The 26456-nt window shown below is 62.3% G+C and carries 23 protein-coding genes and 1 riboswitch; of the genes, 11 read left to right on the forward strand and 12 right to left on the reverse strand.

Annotated elements, in window-relative coordinates; genetic code table 11:
- Positions 1–3: 3 nt before the first annotated feature.
- The 3 genes from QMO80_RS31645 to QMO80_RS31655 form a co-directional block, all read right to left on the reverse strand.
- Positions 4–840 (reverse strand): carbohydrate ABC transporter permease, encoded by an 837-nt coding sequence (locus tag QMO80_RS31645; RefSeq protein WP_283201753.1) that lies wholly within the window; start codon positions 838–840, stop codon positions 4–6.
- Positions 837–1697, reverse strand: coding sequence for a carbohydrate ABC transporter permease (locus QMO80_RS31650; protein WP_129416998.1), 861 nt, complete (start codon positions 1695–1697; stop codon positions 837–839). The genes QMO80_RS31645 and QMO80_RS31650 overlap by 4 nt, the downstream gene beginning before the upstream one ends.
- An 82-nt stretch (positions 1698–1779) precedes the next feature.
- Positions 1780–3054, reverse strand: a complete 1275-nt coding sequence (locus QMO80_RS31655) for an extracellular solute-binding protein (RefSeq protein WP_283201754.1) — start codon at positions 3052–3054, stop codon at positions 1780–1782.
- 86 nt (positions 3055–3140) lie between these two features.
- Between QMO80_RS31655 and QMO80_RS31660 the strand changes: the two genes are divergently transcribed.
- From QMO80_RS31660 to atzF, 8 genes are all read left to right on the forward strand, one after another.
- Positions 3141–4061 carry a helix-turn-helix domain-containing protein gene (locus QMO80_RS31660; protein ID WP_283201755.1) on the forward strand — a complete coding sequence of 307 codons (921 nt, stop codon included), beginning with the start codon at positions 3141–3143 and terminating at the stop codon, positions 4059–4061.
- 214 nt (positions 4062–4275) lie between these two features.
- Positions 4276–4384: riboswitch (guanidine-I (ykkC/yxkD leader) on the forward strand.
- A 74-nt stretch (positions 4385–4458) separates the two neighbouring features.
- Positions 4459–5532, forward strand: a complete 1074-nt coding sequence (locus tag QMO80_RS31665; RefSeq protein WP_283201756.1) for a putative urea ABC transporter substrate-binding protein — start codon at positions 4459–4461, stop codon at positions 5530–5532.
- Positions 5533–5594: 62 nt separating this feature from the next.
- Positions 5595–6413 carry an ABC transporter permease gene (locus QMO80_RS31670; protein WP_283201757.1) on the forward strand — a complete coding sequence of 273 codons (819 nt, stop codon included), beginning with the start codon at positions 5595–5597 and terminating at the stop codon, positions 6411–6413.
- The gene (locus QMO80_RS31675; protein WP_283201758.1) at positions 6410–7240 is read left to right on the forward strand and encodes an ABC transporter ATP-binding protein; all 831 of its coding nucleotides are present in this window, start codon (positions 6410–6412) and stop codon (positions 7238–7240) included. The genes QMO80_RS31670 and QMO80_RS31675 overlap by 4 nt, the downstream gene beginning before the upstream one ends.
- A complete protein-coding gene (locus QMO80_RS31680) occupies positions 7237–8058 on the forward strand; it encodes an urea amidolyase associated protein UAAP1 (RefSeq protein WP_283201759.1) in 822 nt (273 codons plus the stop codon). The genes QMO80_RS31675 and QMO80_RS31680 overlap by 4 nt, the downstream gene beginning before the upstream one ends.
- A 12-nt stretch (positions 8059–8070) precedes the next feature.
- Positions 8071–8721 (forward strand): urea amidolyase associated protein UAAP2, encoded by a 651-nt coding sequence (locus tag QMO80_RS31685; RefSeq protein ID WP_283201760.1) that lies wholly within the window; start codon positions 8071–8073, stop codon positions 8719–8721.
- Positions 8722–8724: 3 nt separating this feature from the next.
- Positions 8725–12264: an urea carboxylase gene (gene uca, locus QMO80_RS31690; protein WP_283201761.1), complete on the forward strand. Its 3540-nt coding sequence runs from the start codon at positions 8725–8727 to the stop codon at positions 12262–12264.
- Between the two features lie 2 nt (positions 12265–12266).
- The gene (gene atzF, locus QMO80_RS31695; RefSeq protein ID WP_283201762.1) at positions 12267–14072 is read left to right on the forward strand and encodes an allophanate hydrolase; all 1806 of its coding nucleotides are present in this window, start codon (positions 12267–12269) and stop codon (positions 14070–14072) included.
- 213 nt (positions 14073–14285) lie between these two features.
- On the opposite strand, the gene QMO80_RS31700 is transcribed toward atzF, so the two are convergent.
- The 4 genes from QMO80_RS31700 to QMO80_RS31715 all read right to left on the reverse strand — a co-directional run bounded on the left by QMO80_RS31700 (position 14286) and on the right by QMO80_RS31715 (position 17187).
- Entirely contained in the window at positions 14286–14681 is a 396-nt protein-coding gene (locus QMO80_RS31700; protein WP_283201763.1) for a VOC family protein, read from the reverse strand.
- A 17-nt stretch (positions 14682–14698) separates the two neighbouring features.
- The gene (locus tag QMO80_RS31705) at positions 14699–15793 is read right to left on the reverse strand and encodes a Gfo/Idh/MocA family protein (RefSeq protein WP_283201764.1); all 1095 of its coding nucleotides are present in this window, start codon (positions 15791–15793) and stop codon (positions 14699–14701) included.
- A gap of 10 nt (positions 15794–15803) precedes the next feature.
- The gene (locus tag QMO80_RS31710) at positions 15804–16814 is read right to left on the reverse strand and encodes a Gfo/Idh/MocA family protein (RefSeq protein WP_283201765.1); all 1011 of its coding nucleotides are present in this window, start codon (positions 16812–16814) and stop codon (positions 15804–15806) included.
- A 121-nt stretch (positions 16815–16935) separates the two neighbouring features.
- On the reverse strand, positions 16936–17187 hold the full coding sequence (locus QMO80_RS31715; protein WP_283201766.1) for a hypothetical protein: 252 nt from the start codon (positions 17185–17187) through the stop codon (positions 16936–16938).
- Between QMO80_RS31715 and QMO80_RS31720 the strand changes: the two genes are divergently transcribed.
- Together QMO80_RS31720 and QMO80_RS31725 are read left to right on the forward strand one after the other, a co-directional pair.
- Positions 17179–18339: a fumarylacetoacetate hydrolase family protein gene (locus tag QMO80_RS31720; protein ID WP_283201767.1), complete on the forward strand. Its 1161-nt coding sequence runs from the start codon at positions 17179–17181 to the stop codon at positions 18337–18339. The two genes, QMO80_RS31715 and QMO80_RS31720, sit on opposite strands and share 9 nt — an antisense overlap.
- Positions 18340–18408: 69 nt before the next feature.
- Complete coding sequence (locus tag QMO80_RS31725; RefSeq protein WP_283201768.1) at positions 18409–19170, forward strand: hypothetical protein; 762 nt, start codon at positions 18409–18411, stop codon at positions 19168–19170.
- Positions 19171–19227: 57 nt separating this feature from the next.
- On the opposite strand, the gene scpA is transcribed toward QMO80_RS31725, so the two are convergent.
- Complete coding sequence (gene scpA / locus QMO80_RS31730; protein WP_283201769.1) at positions 19228–21366, reverse strand: methylmalonyl-CoA mutase; 2139 nt, start codon at positions 21364–21366, stop codon at positions 19228–19230.
- A 97-nt stretch (positions 21367–21463) separates the two neighbouring features.
- Between scpA and QMO80_RS31735 the strand changes: the two genes are divergently transcribed.
- On the forward strand, positions 21464–22822 hold the full coding sequence (locus QMO80_RS31735; RefSeq protein WP_283201770.1) for an LLM class flavin-dependent oxidoreductase: 1359 nt from the start codon (positions 21464–21466) through the stop codon (positions 22820–22822).
- Position 22823: 1 nt separating this feature from the next.
- On the opposite strand, the gene QMO80_RS31740 is transcribed toward QMO80_RS31735, so the two are convergent.
- From QMO80_RS31740 to msuE, 4 genes are all read right to left on the reverse strand, one after another.
- Positions 22824–23477, reverse strand: coding sequence for a methionine ABC transporter permease (locus tag QMO80_RS31740; RefSeq protein ID WP_283201771.1), 654 nt, complete (start codon positions 23475–23477; stop codon positions 22824–22826).
- Positions 23458–24546: a methionine ABC transporter ATP-binding protein gene (locus QMO80_RS31745; protein WP_283201772.1), complete on the reverse strand. Its 1089-nt coding sequence runs from the start codon at positions 24544–24546 to the stop codon at positions 23458–23460. Before QMO80_RS31745 ends, QMO80_RS31740 begins: the two co-directional genes overlap by 20 nt.
- Positions 24547–24634: 88 nt before the next feature.
- A complete protein-coding gene (locus QMO80_RS31750; RefSeq protein WP_283201773.1) occupies positions 24635–25474 on the reverse strand; it encodes a MetQ/NlpA family lipoprotein in 840 nt (279 codons plus the stop codon).
- A gap of 244 nt (positions 25475–25718) precedes the next feature.
- Positions 25719–26279, reverse strand: coding sequence for an FMN reductase (msuE, locus tag QMO80_RS31755; RefSeq protein ID WP_283201774.1), 561 nt, complete (start codon positions 26277–26279; stop codon positions 25719–25721).
- Positions 26280–26456 lie beyond the last annotated feature (177 nt).

Here is a 26456-nt window from a genome sequence, read left to right on the forward strand (position 1 = left end):
CGATTATTTAATTGCGCCGGCCGCGATGCCGGCGATGAAATGGCGCTGAAGAGCCACGAAGACGACGAGGATCGGCGCCGTCAGCAGCACCGCGCCGGCCATAATGCCGCCCCAGGAGACCTTGGTGAGGCCGATCAGCGTTCCCAATGCCACCGGTGCCGTCATCATCCCCGGTCTGGAATTGATCAGCAGCGGCCAGAGGTAATTGTTCCACGAGTGCAGGAAGAGAATGATCGCCAATGCCGCCATGGTCGGGCGCGCCAGCGGCAAGGCGATGCGCAGGAAGATCTGCCATTCCTTGACGCCTTCGACCCGGGCCGCATCGAAAAGCTCGCCCGGCATCATCGAGAAGGATTGCCGCATGAACAGCACGCCGAGCGAATTGAACAGCGGCGGCACGATCAGCGCCACCCAGGTGTTTGCCAGCTTGAATTCGCGGGCCACCATGATGAATTGCGGGATGACGACCACGGAGAAGGGAAGCGTGATCGTGCCGAGGATGATGGCGATGACGACGGAGCGGCCGACGAAACGGTAACGTGCCAGTGCCCAGCCGGCCATCGAAGTCAGCAGCACCGAGAGCACCGTATAGATGAGCGCCACGCCGATGGAGATCACCATGGCCCCGATGAAATCGGTATCGGCCTGCAGGTTCTTGAAATTCTCTACGAAGTTGGTCGATGGCCACAGCACGATGTCAGGGCTGAAGATGCCGTTGTCGGGCATTGTGGAGAAGACGAACATCATCCAGAGCGGAAACAGCCAGATTATCGCAAGCGGCGCCAGTGCGGCATGCAACGCGATCTGACGCAGCAGAAGGGATTGCGATTTGGATTTCATTTCGGATCCCTCCCGACCCAGAGATTGAGAAGCGAGATCGCCACGGCAAGCGCAGCCATCGTATAGGCGATCGCCGAGGCATAGCCGAAGTTCAGCGAGGTGAAGCCCTGGCGATAAAGCAGCAGGCCGAGCGTCTCCGTGCCGCCGCCGGGGCCGCCACGATTGGTGATCAGGAAGGGCTCGGTGAAGAGCTGCATGGTGCCGATCACCGAAAGCACCACACAGAAGAGGATGATCGGTTTGAGAAGCGGCAGGGTGATATGAAAGAACTGCTGGACCTTGCTCACCCGGTCGAGCGTCGCCGCCTCGTAAACGTCATCGGGAATCGACTGCAGGCCGGCAAGAATGATGATGGCGTTATAGCCGGCCCAGCGCCATGTGACGGCGAGAATGATCAGCGCCATGGCGGCATTGGCATTGTCGAACCAGGACACCGGGCTGAGGCCGACGGCGGAGATCAGCTTGTTGATGATGCCGAAATCGAGGCTGAACATCAGCCGGAACACGGCGGCATAGGCGACCTCGCCGACGACGACGGGCGCAAAGAAGGCGAAACGGAAAAGCGGACGCGCTTTCAAGAGCGGCGAATTGAGCATCACGGCCATGACGGTCGCAAGCGCGATCATGACCGGCACCTGGATCACCAGGATGATCAGCGTGTTATAAAGAGCGTTGTAAAAGGCCGGGTCGTAGAAGAGCCTGCCCCAATTGGCCTGGAAACTGTATTTCCACGGGTTGATGCGGGTGTTCTGAAAGGAAATCAGGAACGAATTGATGATCGGCCAGACCCAGAAGGTGGCAAAGACCAGCAGATAGGGGGCAAGGAACGCATAGGCGCTCCGGGTTCTGAACGGCATCGAGCCTCCTCCTCACGAACGAATGACCGGCCGCCTTGCAAGGCGGGAGAAAGCCGGGCGCCGAAGCGCCCGGCATCGTCATTCATTGCGCCACGGGAAGCCCGGTCGCCGAAGCGATCTGCTTGGCGGCATCGTCGAGGGCTGCCTTCGCGTCCGGATAACCGCCGGCGAAGAATTTCGTCTGTGTTGCCTTGAAGATGGCCTCGGCATCGCTCTGGAAGGCGGTGCCGCGGCTCGGCACGATCTTCGGCAGCGTCGCCAGGATATCGGCCCAGACCTTCTGGCCGCCCCAATAGGGCTGCGGTTCGCTGATGAAGGGGTCCTTCTCAGCCGAGAGCAGCGACGGCACCAGGCCGAATTCCTTCAGCATGGTGATCTGGCCTTCATTGGTGCCGAGGGCGTAGTTGACGAATTTCCAGGCGGCTTCCTTGTTTGCCGAGGTCGCCGAAATGGCGAGCGACGAACCGCCGAGATTGGCCGCATGCGGGCCGTCGGCCGTCAGGCTCGGCATCCTGTAGACGCCCCACTTGCCCTTGAGGTCGGGCGAGGTCGAGCGCACGGTGCCTTCGTACCAGCCGCCATAGAGCTGGCTTGCGGCCTTGCCGGCGGTATTGGCCTGGATCTTTTCGTCCCAGTTGGCTGCCGTCAGCGTGCCGGCATCCTTCATTTCCTTCACCTTTTGCAGCGAGGCGACGCAGGCCGGCTGGTTGATGGTGATATTCTGGCCATCGGTCGAGTAATAGCCGCAGCCCTGTTCGTTGGCGATCATGCGAAACCATTCGCTGTCGCCGTTGAAGTCGGCCTGGGCCATGACGACGCCGGGATTGGCGGCGGAAATCTTCTTGCCGGCGGCGATGAAATCGTCCCAGGTGCTGATGGTGCTCGGATCGACGCCGGCCTTTTCATAGAGATCGCGGCGGTAGAAGACGGCGACAGGGCCGGAATCCCACGGCATGGCATAGGCGACATCGCCGACTTCGAGCTCGGTGCGCTTGAAGTCAGGGAATTTCGCCTGGATCTCGGGGGTGTAGCCGAGTTCCTTCAGATTGGCGAAGCAATCCGGGAAACGGCTCCAGAAGATTTCAGCCTCGAAATTCTCGATGCTGACGATGTCGGGCAGGCCGTCGCCGCCGGCGGCGCAGGCAGCCAGCGTCTTGTCGAAGACCTGGCTGTTGCCGAGGTCCTCGACGGTGATCTTGATATCGGGAAACTGTTTGTTGAAGCCTGGAAGCGTGGACTTCAACGCCGATGCGGCGACATTCCAGCTCCAGATGGTGAGATTGGCCGACTCAGCGAATGCGGAGCCGGAAGCAAGCAGTGCGACAGCTGCCGTCGCAGCGAGAAGTTTGAAGCGCATTGAAAATCCTCCCTTTTCAATTGCCGATTTTTCACGAACGCGGTTAGACTATCCGCAAGGGAGCGGCTGTCTCCTAAAAAGGGAACATGGATTTGGCGGAAAGTAAGGTCGGCACGAGTGCAATCTATCAGCCCGGCGCAAGCAGCATCGAGGGTTCGCCGACGGCGCTGCAGATGTTTCATGACCATCCGCTCGTCATGGCCATGCCGCACTGGCATGCGCAGGTTGAGGTCAACTTCGTCGTGCGCGGCACTGTCCATTATCGGATGAGCGACCACGAATTTCGGCTGAACGCCGGCGAAATGTGCCTCTTCTGGGGTGGCCAGCCGCATCAGATGGACGAATCCTCGGATGATTCGCTCTATGCCGGCGCCCATCTGCCGCTCATTTATTTCTTCCGGCTGCGTCTGCCGATCAGCATTTCCAGCCGGCTGATGAAGGGCGAGACGCTGCTGACCTCGGCGACCGATGCCGCCGACAACGAGAATTTCGCCCGCTGGTTCCGCTATTCCAAATCAGGCGATTCCGCCAAGGCCCAGCACGCGGTCGACGAATTGCTGCTGCGCATCGAGCGCATTGCGCTCGAACCCTATTCGATGACGACATCGAAGACGGTCGCGAGCCTTGAAGGCGATCAGCCGCATCCGAATTCCTCGCGCAGCGTTGCGCGCATGTGCGATTTCATCGCCGCCAATTTCCTGCAGGACATCGATACGGTCGATATCGCCCGCGCCGCCGATCTGCATCCGAAATATGCGATGAACCTGTTCAAGCGATCGACGGGTATGACGCTCAGCAAATATGTGACGCTGCTCAGGCTGTCGCGCGCCCAGGCGATGCTGATGAGCGAAGGCGCCAACGTACTGCAGGTGGCGATGGACAGCGGCTTCGGCTCGATCAGCGCCTTCAACAAATCCTTCCGCCATATCGCCGGCATGTCGCCATCGGATTTCCGCCGCGATATCCGGCTGGTAACGACGGTTCCAGCCGGCGCCTTCCGGAACTAGATCGGGGACGTGTCGCAATTCGGCATTCCACGTGTTCTGCTGGCCGCTTGCCTTTCCTTTGAGCAGAGGGGGTCGGCGCCTAAGGAGACGGCAGAATGCGCACATTTTCTGTGCAAGTGCATGCACTATGCAGATTGCTGGGAAAAGGGATCCTGTTCACCCTCAATGAATTCAACAATTTATAATTTGGCACACCCTTTGCTTCGATAGTTGCAGAGTTGGTGGCTAGGGTTCCGGCGTCGCAGGGCGCGGCTGGTCCGAGAGCTACCACCGGCGGGGGAGACATCCCGCCGGGTGCACGGCGGGATAAAAGCCCGGGAGACCTCGTAAGCCAAGGGATTGGCGGCACGATGGTCATTGCCGATCCCTTTTGACGAAAAGCAAAAGGGGAATTTCAATGCAGACTTTTTCGAAGCTTCTTTCCATCACCGCGCTGACGGCATCCTTGGCCCTGGGCTTCGGCTCTATTGCGAAGGCCGAACAGAAGACCGATTTCAAGGTCGCATGGTCGATCTATGTCGGCTGGATGCCGTGGGGTTACGCGGCCGATCACGGCATCGTCAAGAAATGGGCCGACAAATACGGCATCAAGATCGAGGTCACCCAGTTCAACGACTACGTCGAATCGATGAACCAGTATACGGCCGGCGCCTTCGATGCCGTGACGCTGACCAACATGGACGGCCTGTCGATCCCGGCGGCCGGCGGCGTCGATACGACAGCCGTGATCGTCGGCGACTTCTCGAACGGCAATGACGCCGTCATCCTGAAAGACAAGGCGAGCCTTGCCGACATCAAGGGCCAGAACGTCAATCTCGTCGAATTCTCCGTCTCGCACTATCTGCTGGCCCGCGCGCTCGAAAGCATCAAGATGACCGAGCGCGACGTCAAAGTGGTCAATACCTCCGATGCCGATATGGTTGCGGCCTACAAAACGGCTGACGTAACGGCTGTCGTCACCTGGAATCCGCTGGTCTCGACCATCCTCGAAGATCCCACGGCCAAGAAGGTTTTCGACAGTTCGCAGGTGCCGGGCGAGATCATCGACCTGATGGTCGCCAACACCGGTGTGCTGAAAGACAACCCGAATTTCGGCAAGGCGCTTGCCGGCATCTGGTATGAGACGGCAGCGCTGCTGACATCAGACAGCGCCGACGGCAAGGCCGCGCGCGAGGCGATGGGCCAGGCGTCGGGCACCGATCTCAAGGGCTTCGAATCCCAGCTTGCCGCCACCAAGCTGTTTGCCAAGCCGGCCGATGCGGTTGCTTTTACCGCGTCGGGCAGCCTGCCGAAGACGATGGATCTCGTCCGCACCTTCCTGTTCGAAAAGGGTCTGCTCGGCAGCGGCGCACCGTCCGCTGACGTGATCGGCATCGAAATGCCGGATGGCAAGGTTCTCGGCGACAGCGGCAACGTCAAGCTGCGCTTTACCGAGACCTACATGAAGGCGGCCGCCGACGCTTCGCTCTGAGCAATCTTCGAGAGCGGCGTGGCTTGCCCACGCCGCCATCCTTCATCAGCGGAGCTTCTCTCATGCGTTGGATCAACACGAGGCCGAGCCGGGGTGCGCAGCTTGCTTTGACGCTGCTGCCCTTCGTGCTGCTAATCGTCGCCTATGTTTTCGGCTCTGCGGCGCGACTGGCGGAAAACGCCAATGACAAGCTGCTGCCGGGCTTCGCAGATTTCGCCGATGCGATCAATCGCCTGGTCTTCGTCGCCGATCCGCGCACCGGCGAATACCTGCTGTGGTCGGATACGGCGGCGAGCCTGGTGCGGCTGTTTGCCGGTCTCGGCATCTCCACCGTCACTGCCCTCGTCATCGGCATGCTGATCGGCATGCTGCCGTATCTCAGGGCGCTGCTCTCCCCATTCGTCGCCGTCATCTCGATGGTGCCGCCGCTGGCGCTGCTGCCGATTCTCTTCATCGTCATGGGGCTTGGAGAAGCCTCCAAGATCGCGCTCATCGCGATCGGCGTTGCGCCGACTATGATCCGAGACCTCGCGCTGAAGGCGCTGGAACTGCCGCGCGAACAGATCGTCAAGGCTGAAACGCTCGGGGGCTCTTCCTGGCAGATCGGCCTGCGCGTCGTGCTGCCGCAGATCCTGCCGCGGCTCATCACCTGCCTCCGGCTTCAGCTCGGTCCTGCCTGGCTGTTCCTGATTGCGGCCGAAGCGATCTCGTCGGATTCCGGCCTTGGTTACCGTATCTTCCTCGTGCGCCGCTACCTCTCCATGGACGTGATCTTTCCCTATGTCGTCTGGATCACCCTGCTCGCCGTGGTCATGAATTACATCCTCGATCGCATCCGCATCGCTCTCTTCCCCTGGTCGGAACTGGAGAAGCAGGCATGAGCGAGTTGGTGATCGAAAGAGTCTGGAAGGAATATGGCGACCAGATCGTGCTTGAGAACGTGTCGCTGACCGTCGCCTCGCGCGCCTTCGTCGCTCTAGTCGGCCCGTCCGGCTGCGGCAAGACGACATTCCTGCGCATGCTGCTTGGCCAGGAACGGCCGACGCGGGGCACTATACGGCTTGACGGCGAAGCGCTGCCGCTTGAGCCGGGGCCGGATCGCGGCGTCGTTTTCCAACGCTACTCGGTCTTTCCGCATCTGACCGTGCTCGGCAATGTGCTGCTCGGCCGCGAATTTTCCACGGCGCGCTACAAGGCAAAGCTTTTCGGCGCTGCCCGCCACAGCGCGGTCGACGAGGCGCGGCGGTTGATCGGCGAAGTCGGCCTTGCCGGCGCCGAGGACAAATACCCGGCACAGCTTTCCGGTGGCATGCAGCAGCGCCTGGCGCTGGCGCAGGCGCTGCTCATGAAGCCGAAAGTGCTGTTGCTCGACGAGCCCTTCGGGGCGCTCGACCCCGGCATTCGCGCCGAAATCCATACCTTGATGAAACGGCTCTGGCACGAAACCCAGATGACCGTCGTCATGGTGACGCACGATATGCGCGAGGCCTTCACGCTGGCGACGCGCGTCGTCGCCTTCGAGCGCCGCCGTGACCGGCCGGAGGAGAAGGAGCGTTACGGCGCGACCATCACCAAGGACATTTCCATCTGGCCGCCCAGGCTCGCCGGCGCGCCGTCCATCTTCAGCCCCGACCGGGACGGCCCGGTCATTTCTCTGGGCCATCGCCGGGACGACCCGGCTTCCAGTCCGTCAGGAGAAAAGCCATGATGCATGTCAGACGTTCGCCCGAAGAAATATCAGCCAACCGGCAGCGTTACGAGGAACATCAGAAGAAGGGGCTGGAATTCGCCCCGAAGGCCCTGCCGGCCCCGAGCCCCCTGCCCGCCCCCGCCATCGATGCGGCTGCGATCATCCACCAGGAAACCATTCCCGGCGGCTGGTACTGGTCGACCGCGCTGAAGCGCGGCGAAGCGCTCCGCATCGATCAGGGCGAAGGCGGATCGACGGTGGCGCTCGTTGCCTGGAACGCCGCTGACACGAGCGAGCGGCTCAATCTCGTCGATACGGTCAAGGTGCAGTGGACGACCGCCCTCGGCAAGGGCCGCGTCATCTTCTCGGATATGGGCCGGGTGATGCTTTCGCTGATCGAGGACAGTTCCGGTGCTCATGACTGCCTGATGGGCGGCTCGACGGCCGCCTCGAACGCCGCAAAATATCCTGGCGTCAAAACCCGCAACACCCGCGACAATCTCGTGCTCGTCGCCGGCAAGCTCGGTCTCACCAGGCGCGACATCCCTGGGATTCTCAATCTTTTCGCCCCTGTTCGGGTCGACGACGACGGTGGCTTCCACTGGCGCGGCAAGTTTTCCAACAACGGCGATTATGCCGAACTGCGCGCCGAGATGGACATGATCGTCGGCTTTTCCAATTGCCCGCATCCGCTCGATCCAGATCCAGTTTATGCGCCGAAGCCGGTGATCGTGACACGCTTTCGTGCAGGTGCGCCCGCGGCCGACGATCTCGCGCGCACGGCGACCGCTGAAGCCCTTCGCGGCTTCGAGAACAACGCCGCGATGCTGGCCTGAGGAGGGATGGAGATGACCGATTTCATCAAGACTTCAGCCTCACGCAGCCTCGAAAACGCGGTGCAGGATCATTTCATCCCGGCCGAAGCGCCGTGGTCCGGCATCGTGCGCAAGGGTCAGACGATCCGCATCGAAGACAGCTACGGCCAGCAGGCGATCGACACGCTGTTTTATCGCGCCGGTGACTTTGCCGAGCGCTATTCCAACCAGGACACGATGCGGGCGCAGGGTGGCGCCTATATCGGCGTCGGCACGAAGATCATCTCGAACGAGGGCAACGTCATGCTTGTCATGACGGCCGATAGCTGCGGCCGGCACGATACCTCCGCCGGCGCTTGCTCGTGCGAAAGCAACACGGTGCGCTTCGGCCATGGCACGAAATACCTGCATGCCTGCCGCGACAATTTCGTGCTCGAGGTGACCAGGCACGGCATGAGTAAGCGCGACATCGTGCCGAACATCAATTTCTTCATGAATGTCCCGATCAGGCCGAATGGCGAGATGACCATCGTCGACGGCATTTCCGCGCCCGGCGACTATGTCGAACTGGTGGCTGAAATGGACGTGCTCTGCGTCATCTCCAACTGCCCGCAGGTCAACAATCCTTGCAACGGCTTCGATCCGACACCGATCCGGGTGCTGATCTGGGACGGCGAGGACTGATCGATGTTCGCCAAGGTTCTCATCGCCAATCGCGGCGAAATCGCCGTCCGGGTGATCCGGACATTGAAGAGGATGGGCATCGCCTCGGTTGCCGTCTATTCCGATGCCGATCGCTTCTCGAAGCCGGCGCTGCACGCTGACGAAGCCGTGCGCCTCGGCCCGGCGCCTGCTGGAGAAAGCTATCTCAACGTGGATGCCGTCATCGCCGCCTGCAAGGCAACGGGCGCCGAGGCTGTGCATCCGGGCTATGGCTTCCTCTCGGAAAATATCGGCTTTGCCGAGCGGCTCGCCGCGGAAGGCATCGCTTTCATCGGCCCGCGGCCGAAGCATCTGTCGGCTTTCGGCCTGAAGCACACGGCGCGTGAATTGGCAAAAGCGAGCGGCGTGCCGCTGCTGCCCGGCACCGATCTGCTGCGAAGTCTCGAAGAGGCGCTCCTGGCCGCCGAGACCGTCGGTTATCCCGTCATGCTGAAAAGCACGGCGGGCGGCGGCGGTATCGGCATGCAACTCTGCGCCGATGCGGCCGGTCTCAAGGCCTCTTTCGAAAGCGTGCAGCGGACGGCGCGTGCCAGCTTCGGCGACGCGCGTGTCTACATCGAGCGTTTCGTTGCCGAAGCACGCCATGTCGAGGTGCAGATCTTCGGCGACGGCAAGGGCAGAGTGATCGCGCTCGGAGAGCGCGACTGCTCGCTGCAGAGGCGAAACCAGAAGGTCGTCGAGGAAACGCCTGCCCCCGGCCTGTCCGCGGAAACACGGGCGCTGCTGCACAAGGCGGCGGTCGATTTGGGAAGCTTGGTCTCCTATGAATCGGCCGGCACCGTCGAATTCATCTATGACCCCCAGCGCGGGGAATTCTATTTCCTCGAGGTCAATACCCGCCTCCAGGTCGAGCATCCCGTCACCGAAGCCGTCTTCGGCATAGATCTCGTCGAGTGGATGATCCGGCAGGCGGCGGGCGAGGATGTGCTCTCGGGCGCGAGCGACCTGACGCCGAAGGGTGCGGCGATCGAAATCCGCATCTATGCCGAGATGCCGCATGCCGATTTCCGCCCGAGCGCCGGCCTGCTCACCGAGGTCGTCTTTCCCAACGACGCCCGTGTCGACGGCTGGATCGAGACGGGAACCGAGGTGACGCCCTTCTACGACCCGATGCTTGCCAAGCTGATCGTGGTGGCGGAGGACCGGCCGGCGGCGATCGAGAAGCTGAAGGCAGCGCTTGCCGCGACAGCGATATCCGGCATCGAAACCAATCTCGATTATCTCAGGGCGATCGCCGCTTCCGAACTGCTTGCCGGCGGTAAGGTGGCGACGACGGCGCTGCGTGACTTCGTCTTCGTTCCCGATATCGTCGAGGTTATCGCACCCGGCGCGCAATCGAGCATTCAGGAGCTGCCGGGCCGGCTCGGCCTGTGGCATGTCGGCGTGCCGCCGAGCGGGCCGATGGACGAGCGCTCCTTCCGCCATGCCAACCGGCTGGTCGGCAATGCCGATGAGACGGCCGCGCTGGAACTGACGGTTTCCGGTCCGACGCTGCGATTTTATGCCGACCAGACGATCGCCCTTGCCGGCGCGCGGATGGCGATGACATGCGATGGGGTCAGGCTTCCCCACGACCAGCCGGTCCTGATCCGGGCCGGTCAGGTGCTGTCGGTCGGTGCGATCGAAGGGGCGGGACAGCGCGCCTATCTCGCCGTTGCCGGCGGTTTTGCCGCGCCTGTTTTGCTCGGCTCGCGGGCGACTTTCGGCCTTGGCCAATTCGGCGGCAACGCCACCGGCACGCTGAAGACGGGGCATGTGCTGCATTTCGCCCGGCAGGCGCCGGTGGAACCGGCCAAACCTGCATCCGAGCCGGCCGCCTTGTCCCGAGAATGGGATGTCGGCGTCGTCTACGGTCCGCATGGCGCACCGGATTTCTTTCAGAATAGTGATATCGAGACGCTGTTCTCCGCAGCTTACGAGGTGCATTTCAACAGCGCCCGCACCGGGGTGCGCCTCATCGGCCCCGCCCCGCTTTGGGCTCGCCGCGACGGTGGCGAGGCGGGGCTTCACCCCTCCAACCTGCATGACAATGCCTATGCGGTCGGCGCGATCGATTTCACCGGCGATATGCCGATCATTCTCGGGCCTGACGGCCCGAGCCTTGGCGGGTTCGTCTGCCCGGCGGTGATCGCGCGTGACGAGCAATGGAAGATGGGGCAGTTCAAGCCGGGCGACCGTATCCGTTTTCATGCCGTGGCCCGGCCGGAAGACCCGATCGCCGGTCCGGCGGTGCGGCGGACCGCGGAAGAGACGGGTTCGCCGATCGTCGGCGCCAGCGAGGACGGCCCGGTCTCGGTCGTTTATCGCCGTCAGGGCGACGACAATTTGCTCGTCGAATATGGACCGATGACGCTCGACATCGCGCTCCGGCTGCGCGTCCATCTGCTGATGCAGGCTGTCGCCGAGGCCCGCCTGCCCGGTATCGTCGATCTTACGCCTGGCATCCGCTCGCTGCAGATCCATTATGACGGCACGCAGCTGACGCGCCGGCGCCTGCTCGGGCTGCTCGCCGAGATCGAGACAAGGCTGCCGGCAGCACAGGATGTCAAGGTGCCGAGCCGTATCGTGCACTTGCCACTGTCGTGGAACGATCCGGACGCGGCGCTTGCCATGCGCAAGTATCAGGAGCTCGTCCGCCCAAATGCGCCCTGGTGCCCCGATAACATCGAGTTCATCCGCCGGATCAACGGTCTTCCCGACGAGCAGGCCGTCCGTAATATCGTCTTCGATGCGAGCTACTTCGTTCTCGGTCTCGGCGACGTCTATCTCGGCGCTCCGGTTGCGACCCCGATCGACCCGCGCCATCGTCTCGTCACGACCAAATACAATCCCGCCCGCACCTGGACACCGGAAAATGCGGTGGGTATCGGCGGGGCCTATATGTGCATCTACGGCATGGAAGGACCGGGCGGCTATCAGCTCTTCGGCCGGACCATCCAGGTCTGGAACACGTGGCGGGAAACGCCGGCCTTCGCCAAAGGCAAGCCCTGGCTCCTGAACTTCTTCGACCAGATCCGTTTCTTTCCGGTCAGCAATCAGGAGCTGACGGAGGCGCGCGCCGCCTTCCCGCATGGCGGCTATCCTGTCAGGATCGAAGAGACGGAGTTCTCCTATGCCGCCTATGATGAGGAGCTGCAGGCGAATGCGGCATCCATCGGCCGCTTCAAGGCGACGCAGCAGGCGGCCTTCGATGCCGAGCGCCAGCACTGGAAGGAAGCCGGGCTCGACAGCTTCGTCGCCGATGAAGGCACGAGCGAGAATCCGGACGCGGATATTCCCGACGGATGCTTCGGCGTTGCCAGCGCCGTGCCCGGCAATATCTGGAAATTGCTGGTCGAGCCGGGCGCCCCGGTTGCGGCCGGCGACACGCTTGCCATCATCGAATCGATGAAAATGGAAATCAACGTCACCGCCCATGCGGCAGGCCGCGTCCGCGACCTGCGCGCCGGGCCGGGGAGAAACGTCAAAGCCGGCGATATCATCGTCGTCCTGGAGGAATGCTGAACATGCTGCCGACCATTCTCGATCTCTTAAGCCTTCGTGCTGCCTATCGCTCCGGCCTGACGCCGCTCGACATCGTCGAAGAGGTGATCGCCCGCCGCGCCGCCTCGGAAGATCCGGCAATCTTCATTACCCCGGTGCCGGACGACGAGTTGCGCTCTGCCGCCAAAGCGCTGATGGCGCGTGCGCCTCAGGCAAACAGCCTGCCGCTCTGGGGCGTGCCCTTCGCGGTGAAGGACAATATCGATGCCGCCGGCCTGCCGACGACCGCCGCATGCCCAGCCTATGAATATCGGCCGGATGTCGATTCCACCGTCGTTGCCAGATTGAAGGCAGCCGGCGCCATCGTGATCGGCAAAACCAATCTCGACCAGTTCGCGACCGGCCTCAACGGCACGCGCTCGCCCTATGGGGCGCCACGTTCGGTCTTCGATAAGGCCTATATATCCGGCGGCTCGAGCTCGGGATCCGCGGTCACGGTTGCCTCCGGCCTCGCCGCCTTTGCGCTCGGCACGGATACGGCAGGCTCCGGCCGCGTGCCGGCGGCGCTCAACAATCTGGTCGGCATCAAGCCGACGCCGGGGCTTCTTCCGAATACCGGCGCCATTCCGGCCTGCAGGAGTGTCGACTGCATCACGATCTTCGCGACGACCGTCGGCGACGGCATTGCGATCCGCAAGGTTGCCGAAGGGTTTGACGCTGCCGATTCTTTCTCGCGTCGAGCCACGCCGGCGACGCTGCCGGTGTCGGGGTTGCGCATCGGCGTCCTGACCGGCGCGGAACGGGAATTCTTCGGCGATAAGGAGGTGGAGGCGCTTTACGACCAGGCGATCGAGCGGGCCAGAGCGCTCGGCGCGACCATCGTGGCTTTCGACTACGCGCCCTTCCGCGAGGCCGCCGCCCTGCTTTACGACGGGCCGTGGGTCGCCGAACGCCTGGCGGCGGTCGAGGACTTCCTCGCCACGAATGCGGCCGATTTCGACCCGACGGTGCGGGGGATTATCGAGGGCGCCAGGGGCAAATCAGCGGTCGACGCCTTCAATGGCCGATATCGGCTGGAAGAACTGCGCCGGAAAACCGAGGCCGAGTGGGAAAAGGCAGACGTGCTTCTGCTGCCGACCGCGCCGACCACCTACACGGTCGCAGACATGCAGGCCGATCCCGTCGTGCTGAACGGCCGTCTCGGCCGCTACACCAATTTCGTCAACCTGCTCGATTGCGCGGCGATCGCCGTTCCGGCCGGCTTCGGAAAGGGCGGCTTGCCGGGCGGCGTGACAGTGATCGCGCCTGCTTTCACCGACGATGCGCTGGCGCCGCTTGCCGATGCGCTGCATCGCGCAGCCGCTTCCGGCATGGGTATCGACCGGCAGGCGGCAATTCCTGAGGCGAGCCGCGTTGCGGCCGTCGATGACGGCTTCGTCGAGATCGTCGTCGTCGGCGCGCATCTGACCGGCATGCCGCTCAATCATGAATTAACCGGCGTCGGCGCCCGGTTGGTCAAGACCTGCAGTACATCAGGCGAATATCGTCTCTTCGTGTTGCCGGACACGGTGCCGCCTAAGCCAGGCCTCATCCGTGAACCTGGCCACAAGGGCGCCGGACTGGAGGTTGAGGTCTGGGCATTGCCGGCCGATGCCTTCGGGCGCTTTGTCCAAAAGATCCCGGCGCCGCTCGGCATCGGAAAGGTAGTGCTTGACGACGGCACGAGTGTTTCCGGTTTTCTCTGCGAGGCACATGCGGTGAACGGCGCCGAAGACATCACCTCGCTCGGCGGCTGGCGGAGCTATATCAGCGCCAGATTGGCGAGCTGAGCGTGAGGAGCGAAAAATGGCGACGATGTTCAAGCAGCTGGTTGCGCTTCTCCTGACGGGGCTGATCGCGCGAACCAGGGCGATCGGCAGCCCCGGCCAGCGCTGACGGCTTAATGCATGTCGCCCGGAAGTGTGCAGCGGTTCCGGGATAACGACATGCATCAAAACAAGGAGCTAAAGCGCGTCACATGGACAAGTGTAATGCGACGCGCTTTAGCGTTTTTCGGCGAGCTCGATCTGAATGCCGTCGGGATCGCGCAGAAAGGCCACCTTGTGCAGCACCTCGGCGTTGACAGCCAGGCGCGGCCGTTCCTTGATCTCGACGCCGGCCTTTTCCAGTCGGGCGAAGGTCTCATCGACACTGTCGAACAGGAAGGTCAGGTGACGTAGGCCAGCCCAACCCTCCTGCACATCCACCGCCCTTGCCGCACCGCCCGCCGGCGCGACGATTTCGAGCATGCCGTCGCCGGCATCGAGAAAGGCGATCTCCCCGCCGTCAGCCATGACCTTGCGCAGATGCAGGCGCAGGCCGAGCAGGCCACAGTAGAAATCGACCGTGCGGTCCATGTCGCTGACCGTCATGCCGACATGCTCGAAGGATTTCAGCATGAACCGCCCTCCCCCGCTCAGTCCGCGGCCGGGCGCCGTTCCTCTTCCGGAAGCCAGGACCGGTAGAGCGGGTGATCGGCGGCGATCGGCATCGGCGTCGGCCGGCCGGTGCGCTGCGAGAAATAAGCTGAGGTCACCAGCTCCAGCGAATTGCGGGCATCCTGCAGCGTCACCGGCGGCTCCCTGTCCTCGACGATCGCCTTGTGGAAGAGTTCGAACTGACGGGTGTAGCCATCCTCGCCGGGCACATAGGCTGAGAGCGCCGCATCGATTTTCGCCTGATGTTCCTCGGTTCCCGCGGTGAAGACCCAGGGATCGCGGCCCATCGTGTAGGGCTCGATGATGCTTTCGGCGACGAGATCGCTGAAGCAGAAGCGCAGCCGCGATATTTCCTTGCGCGAGCCGAGCGTCATCGACAGCGTCGCCAGCGAGCCGTTCTGCATCTTCACCGAAAGCGCCGCCGTATCCTCGACCTCAATCGGATTGACCAGGGTGGCGCCATAGGAAAACACCTCGGCGCAGGGGCCGTGCACATAATTCAGCATATCATGGGCATGGATCGCGTGACCGAGAAGTCCGCCACCGAGTTCGGTCGCCCATTTGCCGCGCCACGGCACGGCGTAATAATCCGGTCCGCGCCACCAATGCGTCTCGATCGTCGTCAGGAACGGCTTGCCGGCAAGGCCGCTTTCGATCAACAGCTTCAGCTTCTGCAGGCCGGAGCCATAGCGATACTGGAAGATCGGCATCAGTTTCCTGCCGGGGAAGCGGGCGAGGATGCGGCCCATCTCGTCGACCTCGGCGATCGAGCCGAACAGCGGCTTCTCGCAGATCACATGTTTGCCGGATTCGATGCCCTTGCGGCAAAGCTCGAAATGCGAGCTCGGCGGCGTCGAAATGTCGATGATATCGAGGTCTTCGCGGGCAAACAGCGAATCCGTATCCTGCGTGTATTCGCCAATGCCGTATTCCTCGCACAGCGCCCGACCGCGCTCCTCATCGAGCGAGCAGAGCACGGGAACCTCGAAGAGATCCTTGTTCCAGCCGAAGCCGGCCAGATGCCGCGCGGCAATGCCTGCGCCGATGACCCCGACGCGCAATTTCCTCGTCATGATATCCTCCTCAGCGAGCGCCGATGCGCGCGGCTTTCGCCTGGGCGTCGAGCGAAAGGCGGCAGACCTCGAAAACGTGATCCTGCGTCATCGCCGTCTGCGTGCGGTTGCCGACATCGGCGGTGAAAGCATCGAAATAGTCGAGTTTTTCATCGCTGCAATCGATATGGGTCATCTCCTTGCCGTTGACGAGGAAGAGGTGATCCTTGCCCGGCCGGCCGGCGATATCGATATATTTGCGCAGCTCGATATAACCCTCGGTGCCGAGAATGGTCAGGCGCCCGTCACCCCAGGTCGGCAGCGCCTCCGGCGTGAACCAGTCGACGCGGACATAACCCGCCGCTCTGTCGGAGCGCAGCAGCACCTCGCCGAAATCCTGGAAGGCGGGTTTGTCGGGCATGCCGAAATTGCCGATCGAGCTGGCGATGACCTCGCCCGACGTTGAGCCGGTATAGAACAGGAACTGGTCGACCTGATGCGAGGCGATGTCGACGATGATGCCGCCGAAGGCTTCCGGATCGAAGAACCAGTCCGGCCGGGTCGGCAGCTGCAGCCGGTGTGGGCCGACGCCGAGCGTCTGGATCACCTTGCCGATCGCGCCTTCGGCGACGAGCTTGCCGGCCTTGACGGCGGAGCGCACGCAGTGGCGCTCGGAAAAGCAGATCGAAAAGATCTTGCCGGTCTCGGCAACGGTGCGCCTGACTTCTTCGAGCTGGGCAAAGGTGGTCACACCTGGCTTGTCGGTCATCACGTCCTTGCCCGCTTTCATCGCCCGGATGGCAAGCCCGGCGCGGTCGCGCGGGATCGCGGCAATGCAGATGACGTCGATCGACGGATCGTCGAACAGCTTTTCCCGGTCGATCTGCGGCGCGTCAGGATAGGTCTTCTCGAACATCTCACGCAATGCCGGCACCGAGGTCTGCGGGCAATAGCCGACGAACTCGCCGCCTGCGGCCAGCAGTCCCTTCACGTGATCGAACGTATGCCCATGGTCGATTCCGACGACGGCAAATCTCAACATCGCTGCAATATCCTCCCGGGATTTCTGAGCGCCGGCTGAACGCCGGCATCCTTCATATCGGGCAAAACAGATAACGAAACTTGCCTCCTGTCAAGGCGAGACAGAGGCTGATAGTGCGCATCTATATATGTAAATATTTGAAATTAAATAGATATTTTGTATCTAAATAGTTATTTACCGCGTTCTGGCGCCGTTTGCCGACACGCCGCTCATTGGATCCGATTGGACGAAAGTCTTTTTCTCCAGCATCTCTTGCCCCGTCTGCGCGAATGTGGTCGATTTCAGCCGCTGCCGGCTTTGGGGGCGGCACCATCTCGGAAATTTTCAAAGCACACGCCTCGCTTGCCTGTGACGGAGGATCACCATGTCTCATCCCCTTCTCGATGCCGCTGCATCGGCAGGTCTTTTTGTCGGCCGTGTCTGGTCCCCGGAGGTTGCCGGGCCGAGCGTCGTGACGCTACGGGAGGGCCTGCTGGTCGACATCACCTCGCGCGAGGCGCCGACACTGAGCGCCTTGCTCGAGAGAGCGGATACCGCCGACTTCGTGCGAGCTGCAGATGGCAAGGCGATCGGCTCGCTGGAAGAGATCGCCGCCAACAGCACCGGAGCGCCGGATGAAGCTCGTCCCCATCTACTGGCACCCGCCGACCTTCAGGCGGTCAAGGCCTGCGGCGTGACCTTCGCCCAGTCGATGATCGAGCGCGTCATCGAGGAGAAGGCCGCCGGCAATCCGGAGCGCGCCGCCTCGATCCGCGAGCGCGTCAGCACGCTGATCGGCGGAAGTCTCACCAATCTGAAGGCCGGCTCGCCGGAGGCGGCCAAGGTCAAGCAGGCGCTGATCGACGAAGGCATGTGGTCGCAATATCTCGAAGTCGGCATCGGTCCCGATGCCGAGGTCTTCACCAAGGCGCCGGTGCTCTCCTCGGTCGGTTGGGGTGCGGATGTCGGCCTGCATCCGATCTCGACCTGGAACAATCCCGAGCCGGAAATCGTCCTCGCCGTCAACAGCCGCGGTGAAATCAAGGGCGTGACGCTCGGCAACGACGTCAACCTGCGCGACGTCGAGGGCCGCTCGGCGCTGCTGCTCGGCAAGGCCAAGGACAACAATGCCTCCTGCTCGATCGGTCCGTTCATCCGCCTGTTCGATGCCGGTTACGGCCTGGACGACGTGCGCAAGGCCGAACTCGACCTGAAGGTCACCGGCGAGGACGGATTCGTGCTGCACGGCAAGAGCTCGATGTCGCAGATCAGCCGCGACCCGACCGATCTCGTCAAACAGACGCTCGGCCCCCATCATCAGTATCCCGACGGGTTCATGCTCTTTCTCGGCACGCTGTTTGCGCCGACCCAGGATCGCGACGCGCCGAAGCAGGGTTTCACCCACAAGATCGGCGATGTCGTCGAGATTTCCTCGGCAGGCCTCGGCGCCCTCGTCAACACCGTACGGCTCTCCACCGAATGCCCGCCCTGGACCTTCGGCATTTCGGCGCTGATGGGCAATCTCGCAAAGCGCGGACTGCTGTAAGTTGTTGAGCGCATAGCTTGTCGCGAAATGTACCGGCTTGGCGTCAGCCGCTCTGATCACAGGTTTGCTATGACCAATAGCTCTTTACAAAGCGGTATCCACGCACGCTCAGATGAAGAGAAAGTGCACCTTTGTGCCGCTAACAATGCCGATCTGTATCAGGCAATATTCCGTGCCCATGGATTGCCTGATCAGCGAACCAGCGCATTTTGGGCAAGTGATGCAGTCGCACCTCCATACTATTCCAACATGACGACCCTCGACCGGGATGCAACAGAGGAGCAGCTGATTGAAATCGATCGGTTGACAGATCGGCTAGGACGGAGACCTGGAATCAAAGACGGCTTTTCCAAGCTAGATCTCAACAACAACGGGTTCCGGTCGTTGTTTTCCGCATCATGGATTTGGGCTGAACCTCATAAAACTTCATCGAGTGCGCCTCAAGGTTGGGTACGCGTTCGCGAGGCGGCAGCGCTGGATCGCTGGGAACGTTCCTGGAAAGAATCTGGTAGCCCGACCGATGCCAACGTCTTCACACCTGCCCTGCTTTCCGATCCCGACATGCACATCTATGGTCGACTGGCCGGCGACGGCTTTGATGCGGGATGCATCGCAAATCGATCGCCGCAGGTTGTAGGGATCTCCAATATTTTTAGTTTGGCTGGTACGCCGCAGGCCTTCCAGGATGCAATTTCATTGGCCACTTTCGCCTTTTCAGCCGATTTGCCCCTTGTCGGATATGATCGCGGTGAAGCGCTAGACGAAATGAAAAAACTGGGTTTCAAGCCCGTCGGCCAATTGCGGATCTGGCTATCTGATGAGGGCGCCTAAACGCTTTCCCCTTGTTCTCCATCAGCCTTGTCTAGCGGGAAAACAACGTGACGCCTCCTACTGATTCCGCCGCCTCCCCTCCAGCAGGTCGAGGACGGAGTTTGCCGCCTCGAGGACGTTGGTGCCCGGACCGAACACGGCCGCAACGCCGTGTTCGTGCAGGAACTCATAATCCTGCCGCGGGATGACCCCGCCGCAGACGACGATGATATCGTCGCCGCCCTGCGCTCTCAGCCTGTCGATCAGCTGCGGCAGCAGCGTTCTGTGACCTGCCGCTAAGGACGAGACGCCGACGACATTGACCTTTTCGCCAAGCGCCATCGCGACGGCCTCGTCAGGCGTCTGGAACAGCGGGCCGGCAAGCACGTCGAAGCCGATATCGCCGAAGGCCGAAGCGATCACCTTGGCGCCCCGGTCGTGCCCGTCCTGGCCGAGCTTGGCGACCATGATTTTCGGTCGGCGCCCCATCGTGTCCGTAACCCCCGCCATGCGCTCCTTGAGGACGGCGAGTTCCGGCTCGTTGTCATAGGCCTCGCCGTAGACGCCCGCGATGACCTCGGGTGTTGCCGCATGATCGCCGAAGGCAGCGCGCATGGCGTCCGATATTTCGCCGACGGTGGCCCGGGCTCGCGCCGCTTCGATCGCGGCTTCGAGCAGGTTGCCGCGGCCGCTGCGTGCGGTCTCGGCCAGGGCGGACAGCGTCTCGCGCACGGCGCTGCCGTCGCGGCGGCGCTTGGTTTCCTCGATGCGTTTGATCTGCGCGGTGCGCACCGCGCTGTTGTCGATCTCCAGAATGTCGATCGGCTGTTCGTTGTCGAGCCTGTAGCGGTTGACGCCAACGATGACCTCCTCGCCCTTGTCGACGGCAGCCTGGCGGCGCGCGGCGGCCTCCTCGATCAGCCGTTTCGGCAGGCCCTCGTTGACGGCCTTGGTCATGCCGCCGAGCGCCTCGACTTCCTCGATCAGCGCCCAGGCCTTGTCGGCAAGTTCCTGCGTCAGGCTCTCGACGTAATAGGAACCTGCGAGCGGATCGACCACCTTGGTCACACCGGTTTCATGCTGCAGGATGAGCTGGGTGTTGCGAGCGATGCGGGCGGAAAATTCCGTTGGCAGCGCGATCGCCTCGTCGAAGGAATTGGTGTGCAGCGATTGCGTGCCGCCGAGCACGGCCGACATCGCCTCGAAGGCGGTGCGGATGATGTTGTTGTAGGGGTCCTGCTCCTGCAGCGAGACGCCGGAGGTCTGGCAATGGGTGCGCAGCATCAATGAGGATGCCTTCTTCGGCTCGAACTCCTCCATGATCCGGGTCCAGAGCAGCCGTGCGGCGCGCAGTTTTGCCGCCTCCATAAAGAAGTTCATGCCGATCGCGAAAAAGAAGGACAGCCTTCCGGCGAAGTCGTCGACATTGAGGCCCTTGGCGAGCGCAGCCCTGACATATTCGCGGCCGTCGGCCAGCGTGAAGGCGAGTTCCTGGACGAGCGTCGCGCCGGCCTCCTGCATGTGATAGCCGGAGATCGAGATCGAGTTGAATTTCGGCATCTCTCTTGCCGTATATTCGATGATATCGGCAACGATCCGCATCGAGGGTTCCGGCGGATAGATATAGGTGTTGCGGACCATGAACTCCTTGAGGATGTCGTTCTGGATGGTGCCCGACAGATCGGCCTTCGAAACGCCCTGCTCTTCGCCGGCGACGATGAAGGAGGCAAGGATCGGGATGACGGCGCCGTTCATGGTCATCGACACCGACATGTCGGCAAGCGGTATGCCGTCGAACAGGATCTTCATGTCCTCGACGCTGTCGATCGCCACACCCGCCTTGCCGACGTCGCCTTCGACGCGTGGATGGTCGCTGTCATAACCGCGGTGGGTGGCGAGATCGAAGGCGACGGACAGGCCCTTCTGGCCGGCAGCCAAATTCTTCCGGTAGAAGGCGTTCGACGCTTCCGCCGTCGAGAAACCGGCATATTGGCGGATCGTCCAGGGCCGGCCGGCATACATCGTCGCGCGCGGGCCGCGGGTGAAAGGTGAAAAACCGGGAAGCGAGCCGAGGTGATCGGCGCCCTCAAGATCCTCTGCCGTGTAGAGCGGCTTGACGGCGATACCCTCAGGCGTCTGCCAGGTCAGCGTCTCGGGCGAGGCGCGCAATTCCTTTTGCGCAAGCTCCGTCCAATCCGGCAATGTCTTCTTCGTCATGCGTTCCTCCGGCTTTTTCATCGGCAGCCTACCATTTCACAGGATCGCCGTGCGATACAAATCCTTGAATTTTTATTCCCGGCCGAGGAGCCGTCCCATGAAGACAATGCAGATCTATGCCTTCGACATGAATTGTGTCGGGCATATCAACCACGGCCTGTGGACGCATCCGCGCGACCAATCGACGCGCTATACCGATCTCGGTTATTGGACGGAGTTCGCCAGGACCGCGGAGCGCGGTAAGCTGGATGGAATCTTCTTAGCCGATATCGTCGGCGTCTATGACGTCTACAAGGGCAGCCCAGCCCCGGTGATCGAGGCGGCGGCGCAGATCCCGGTCAATGACCCGCTGATCCCGATTTCGGCGATGGCCCATGTGACGAAAAACCTGGGTTTCGGCGTCACCGTCAACACCACCTACGAGCCGCCCTTCCTGCTGGCGCGGCGCATGTCGACGCTCGATCACCTGACCAAGGGGCGGATCGGCTGGAACATCGTCACCGGTTATCTCGACAGCGCCGCCCGCAGCATGGGCTTCGCCAGGCTGCCGGAGCATGATGCGCGCTACGACGCAGCCGAGGAATATCTCGAGATCCTCTACAAACTCTGGGAAAGCAGCTGGGACGACGATGCGGTTTTGCGGGACAAGGCGGGCGGCATCTATGCCGATCCCTCGAAAGTGCGGGTCGTCAGTCACGACGGCAAATATTACCGGATGGAGGGCATCCATCTCTGCGAGCCCTCGCCGCAGCGCACGCCCCTGCTCTTCCAGGCCGGCGCCTCGGCCCGCGGCCAGGATTTTGCCGCCCGCCACGCCGAATGTGTCTTCATCGCCAGCCCGAATCCTGGGGCGGCCCGGCCGACCGTCGATGCGCTCCGCGCGAAGACGGAGGCATTCGGCCGCGGCAGAGCCGCGTTGAAGATCCTGAGCCTGATCACCGTTGTGGTCGGGCGGACGGAGAGGCAAGCGCAGGACAGGCTGGAGGATTATCGCCGCCATACGAGCGTCGAGGCTTCACTTGCGCACTACTCCGCCTCTATCGGCATCGACCTGGCGAAATACCGGTTGGATGACGTCATCGACCAGAGCTCGACCAACGCCAATCAATCGGCGCTAGCCACAATCACCAAGCAGGCAGCAAAGCCGGTGACGAAGCGCGAGATCGTCGACCAGATGGTGCTCGGCAGCCGGATGAAGCCGATGGTGGGCTCGCCGGAGCAGATCGCCGATCGTCTGCAGGCGTGGATCGAGGAAGGTGATATCGATGGCTTCAACCTGGCGCGGACCGTAGCGCCGGAGAGCCTGCGCGATTTCGTCGATTTGGTGGTGCCGGTGCTGCAGGAGCGCGGCGTCTTCAAGGCGGACTATGCGCAAGGGCCGTTGCGGCAGAAGCTTTTCGGCGGCGGAACCGGCAGATTGCCCGCCGCTCATCCCGCCGCCAGGTTCCGCCGCTGACCTATCTCCGGTCCAGCCTGGCGACGAGCCGGTCGCCAAACCACTGGATGCCGCAGACGAGGACGATGAGCACGGCGACGACCGCGATCATCACGCTGGTTTCGAACCGCTGATAGCCATAACGGATGGCGAGATCGCCGAGGCCGCCGGCGCCGATCGCGCCAGCCATCGCCGAGGCGCCGATCAACGTCACCAGCGTGACGGTGAAACCGGCGACGATGCCGGGCAGCGCTTCGGGCACTAGCACCTCGCGGATGATCGTCCAGCGGTTGCCGCCCATGGCGCGCACGGCGTCGATCAGCCCGCGGTCGACTTCGCGCAGCGACACTTCGGCGATGCGGGCATAATAGGGCGTCGCTGCGATGGCGAGCGGCACGATGGCCGCCCAGGTGCCGAGCGCCGTGCCGACGATCAGCCGCGTCAGCGGGATCAGCGCCACCAGCAGGATGATGAATGGCACCGACCGGAAGCCGTTGATGACGGCGCCGAGCGTGCGGTTGATCCAGAGATTTTCGGCGATGCCGCCGCGTGCCGTGGCGACAAGGGCAAGGCCGAGCGGCAGGCCGGCGACCAGCGAGATCACGCCCGAGGCGACGGTCATCAGCACCGTCTCCCACAGCGAGCGAAGAAGCAGTTCAAGCATGATCGGTGTCATAACCAAGTACCTCCACCCGGGCGGACCGGGCCGTCAGAAATTGTTCGACCTTTCCGGCAAGCGCGGGGTCGCGTGCGGCAACGGCGATGAAGAACCGCGCCACCGGCTGGTTCTGGATGTGGTCGATGCCGCCATGGACGAGGCGGAAGGAATGCGGCAGTGCTGCCGAGAGTTCGGCAAACAGGGCACCCTGCGCTTGCGGCCCGGCGAGATCGACGCTGAGGATCGCCTCGTCGCCTAATGTCGCCGACAGCCGGCCGGCGATATGATCGGGAAGCTGGGGGCGGATGCCGCCGAGCAGGCTCCTGGTGATGGTCTCTCGTGGATCGGCAAAGACCGACCAGACCTGCCCCTCTTCGACGATCCGTCCGGCGTCGATGACCGCCACACGATCGGCAATGCCGCGCACCACTTCCATCTCGTGGGTGATCAGCAGAATGGTCAGGCCAAGCTTACGGTTGATATCCTTGAGCAATGCCAGGATCGACCGGGTCGTCTCAGGATCGAGCGCCGATGTCGCCTCGTCGGACAAGAGCAGCGCCGGGCGCGCCGCAAGCGCCCGGGCGATGCCGACGCGCTGCTTCTGGCCGCCGGAGAGCGATGCGGGATAGGCTTTCGCCTTGTCGGCAAGGCCGACGAGATCGAGCAGTTCATGCGCCCGTTTCAAGCGTTCGCTCCTGGCGATACCCTCGATCTTCAGCGGCAGCGCGACATTCTCCTCGACAGTCTTGGCGGACAACAGGTTGAAATGCTGGAAGATCATGCCGATGCGGCGGCGCAGCGGCTGCAAGTCCTGCTCGGCAAGCGTCGTGATATCGCGGCCTTCGATGAGGATCTCGCCGCTGTCGGCGCGCTCCAGGCCGTTCAGGCAGCGGATCAGCGTTGATTTGCCGGCGCCGCTGCGGCCGATGATGCCAAGGATCTCGCCTCTCCTCACCGTCAGCGAAATACCGTCGAGCGCGGGTGTGGTTCCGAACCGCCGCTTCACATCGGTCAGCCTCACCACCTCTTCGGCAGCGGCTGCTTGCGGCTGTGCCGCGATCGCCGTGGTGGAAACAAAGGAATTCATGTGCTTTTCCTTACAAAGACCGAAGGCGGCCCGGGCAAGCAACGCCCGGACCGCCTCTCGGCAGGCCTTAACCCCGGCCTATTGCGGATCAATAGGCGCTGAGACCCGTCCCCTTATAGACCTTGTCGAACTCGGCCTTGACGGTGTCGTTCTGATAGGAAGAGACGAGCGTCTTGACCCAATCCGCATCCTTGTTGTCGTCCTTGACGGCGATGAAGTTGCGATACGGATTGTCGGCGATCGGCTCCTGCGCAATGCGCTCGGCCGGAGAAAGGCCGCTCTTCAACGCCCAGTCGGTGTTGACGACACCGGCATCCAGATCGTCGATCGAACGGCCGACGATGCCTGCGTCGAGCTCCTTGATTTCGATCTTCTTCGGATTGCCGGTGACGTCGGCGACGGTCGCCAGAATGCCGGTGCCGTCCTTCAGTTTGATCAGGCCTTCGTTCTGGAGAACGCGTAGCGCCCGGCCTTCGTTCGAGGGATCGTTCGGCACGCCGATGACGGCGCCCTCAGGAATCTCCGCGACGGATTTGTACTTTTTGGTGTAGAGGCCGATCGGCCAGACACCGGTATAGCCGACCCGAGTGATGTGGTAGCCGTGCTGCTTGATCTGGTTGTCGAGATAGGGCTGATGCTGGAAGGCGTTGGCGTCGAGTTCGCCGCGCTCCAGCGCTTCATTCGGCTGCGTATAATCGTTGAAGATGATCGTTTCGATCTTGAGGCCCTTCTTGGCGGCCTCGCTGGCGACCACGCGCCAGATATCCTCCTCCTCGCCGGCCATGATGCCGACCTTGATCGACTTGTCCTCGGCAAAGGAGGGAGCGGGTGCTGCAAAGGCAAAGAGTGTGGCAGCGGAAACGGCGACAGCGGCAAGGGCCGCGCGGCGCGAAAGGTGGAAGCCGTGAAGATTTTTGTTCTTGGTCATTTTATATCCCGTCTGACTGAATGAGGCCGAACGCCCCGAGCAGGCGGATATTGGCAAATGCATGGATCGGGAGCGACGAAGGAAAGTCTGATGTGGAGGAAGGGCCGGAAAAACTCTTGCCCAGTCATCGAGATCGGCAGGATAAATTTCTACCAAATTTATGGATTAATCGCGGCTTGTAAGCATATTCTAAAAATGAAGACGGCGCCCTCGGAGCGCCGCCTTCGAGCCTGTTCCGCGACCTTTACTCGGCAGCGATGAGGGTTTGCGTGCGGGTGGGAAAGAAAGCCGAAAGCTCGCCGATGACTTCTCCAATCCGCTTGGCAAGCGGTTCGGATGAGACACGGTAATCGGTGAAGTCGCGATCGGACGCATAGACGGCCGTTGGCAGCGTATGCGACATGAAGAAGCCGAAGAGCGGGCGCAGCTGATGCTCGACCATCAGCGCATGCCGGTCGCCGCCGCCTGTCGCGGTGATGACGATCGGCTTGGCGCGCAGCTCGTGCGGGTCGATCAGGTCGATCAGATGTTTGAACAGGCCGGGATAGCTGCCCTTATAGGTCGGCGCGCCGATGACCAGCAGATCGGCATTGACGATATCGTCGATCACTTCCCTGGCGCGGCTGTCGAGATCGCTGCGGCGCAGCGCCTGGCCGAGCGAGGGGCCGACATCGGTGAGGTCGTAGAGGGTGTTTTCGAAGCCGTACTTCTCGCCGGCAAGGCCGGCAATGTTTTCGACCAGCGTGAAGGTCTTCGAGGGACGGTTGAAGCTACCCGCCAGGCCGACCAGTTTGTAAGCAGACATGCCATTTCCTTCCGATATCGTGCCGCGACCGATTATTGGATAGATATTATCTATAAAAATAGTGGATTAAAGCAAGCCTATCCCTCTTCATCATGATGAGGAGAAAAATACATTCTCATCCGCAGGTGATCGCCTGCTTGCGACACCGCATCATACATTGAGCCCGGAATATGGCGG

This window comes from Rhizobium sp. BT03, assembly GCF_030053155.1.
Classification (GTDB): Bacteria; Pseudomonadota; Alphaproteobacteria; order Rhizobiales; family Rhizobiaceae; genus Rhizobium.

Excerpts from the sequence above, each read along its gene's own strand:
- QMO80_RS31720 (WP_283201767.1), top strand. The coding sequence starts at position 17,179 with ATGTCTCATCCCCTTCTCGATGCCGCTGCATCGGCAGGTCTTTTTGTC.
- QMO80_RS31655 (WP_283201754.1), bottom strand. The coding sequence starts at position 3,054 with ATGCGCTTCAAACTTCTCGCTGCGACGGCAGCTGTCGCACTGCTTGCT.
- QMO80_RS31705 (WP_283201764.1), bottom strand. The coding sequence starts at position 15,793 with ATGACGAGGAAATTGCGCGTCGGGGTCATCGGCGCAGGCATTGCCGCG.
- QMO80_RS31650 (WP_129416998.1), bottom strand. The coding sequence starts at position 1,697 with ATGCCGTTCAGAACCCGGAGCGCCTATGCGTTCCTTGCCCCCTATCTG.
- QMO80_RS31735 (WP_283201770.1), top strand. The coding sequence starts at position 21,464 with ATGAAGACAATGCAGATCTATGCCTTCGACATGAATTGTGTCGGGCAT.
- QMO80_RS31675 (WP_283201758.1), top strand. The coding sequence starts at position 6,410 with ATGAGCGAGTTGGTGATCGAAAGAGTCTGGAAGGAATATGGCGACCAG.
- QMO80_RS31680 (WP_283201759.1), top strand. The coding sequence starts at position 7,237 with ATGATGCATGTCAGACGTTCGCCCGAAGAAATATCAGCCAACCGGCAG.
- QMO80_RS31745 (WP_283201772.1), bottom strand. The coding sequence starts at position 24,546 with ATGAATTCCTTTGTTTCCACCACGGCGATCGCGGCACAGCCGCAAGCA.
- QMO80_RS31685 (WP_283201760.1), top strand. The coding sequence starts at position 8,071 with ATGACCGATTTCATCAAGACTTCAGCCTCACGCAGCCTCGAAAACGCG.
- QMO80_RS31725 (WP_283201768.1), top strand. The coding sequence starts at position 18,409 with ATGACCAATAGCTCTTTACAAAGCGGTATCCACGCACGCTCAGATGAA.
- atzF (WP_283201762.1), top strand. The coding sequence starts at position 12,267 with ATGCTGCCGACCATTCTCGATCTCTTAAGCCTTCGTGCTGCCTATCGC.
- QMO80_RS31700 (WP_283201763.1), bottom strand. The coding sequence starts at position 14,681 with ATGCTGAAATCCTTCGAGCATGTCGGCATGACGGTCAGCGACATGGAC.
- uca (WP_283201761.1), top strand. The coding sequence starts at position 8,725 with ATGTTCGCCAAGGTTCTCATCGCCAATCGCGGCGAAATCGCCGTCCGG.
- QMO80_RS31740 (WP_283201771.1), bottom strand. The coding sequence starts at position 23,477 with ATGACACCGATCATGCTTGAACTGCTTCTTCGCTCGCTGTGGGAGACG.
- QMO80_RS31750 (WP_283201773.1), bottom strand. The coding sequence starts at position 25,474 with ATGACCAAGAACAAAAATCTTCACGGCTTCCACCTTTCGCGCCGCGCG.
- QMO80_RS31710 (WP_283201765.1), bottom strand. The coding sequence starts at position 16,814 with ATGTTGAGATTTGCCGTCGTCGGAATCGACCATGGGCATACGTTCGAT.
- QMO80_RS31670 (WP_283201757.1), top strand. The coding sequence starts at position 5,595 with ATGCGTTGGATCAACACGAGGCCGAGCCGGGGTGCGCAGCTTGCTTTG.
- QMO80_RS31660 (WP_283201755.1), top strand. The coding sequence starts at position 3,141 with ATGGATTTGGCGGAAAGTAAGGTCGGCACGAGTGCAATCTATCAGCCC.
- QMO80_RS31665 (WP_283201756.1), top strand. The coding sequence starts at position 4,459 with ATGCAGACTTTTTCGAAGCTTCTTTCCATCACCGCGCTGACGGCATCC.
- msuE (WP_283201774.1), bottom strand. The coding sequence starts at position 26,279 with ATGTCTGCTTACAAACTGGTCGGCCTGGCGGGTAGCTTCAACCGTCCC.
- scpA (WP_283201769.1), bottom strand. The coding sequence starts at position 21,366 with ATGACGAAGAAGACATTGCCGGATTGGACGGAGCTTGCGCAAAAGGAA.
- QMO80_RS31715 (WP_283201766.1), bottom strand. The coding sequence starts at position 17,187 with ATGAGACATGGTGATCCTCCGTCACAGGCAAGCGAGGCGTGTGCTTTG.
- QMO80_RS31645 (WP_283201753.1), bottom strand. The coding sequence starts at position 840 with ATGAAATCCAAATCGCAATCCCTTCTGCTGCGTCAGATCGCGTTGCAT.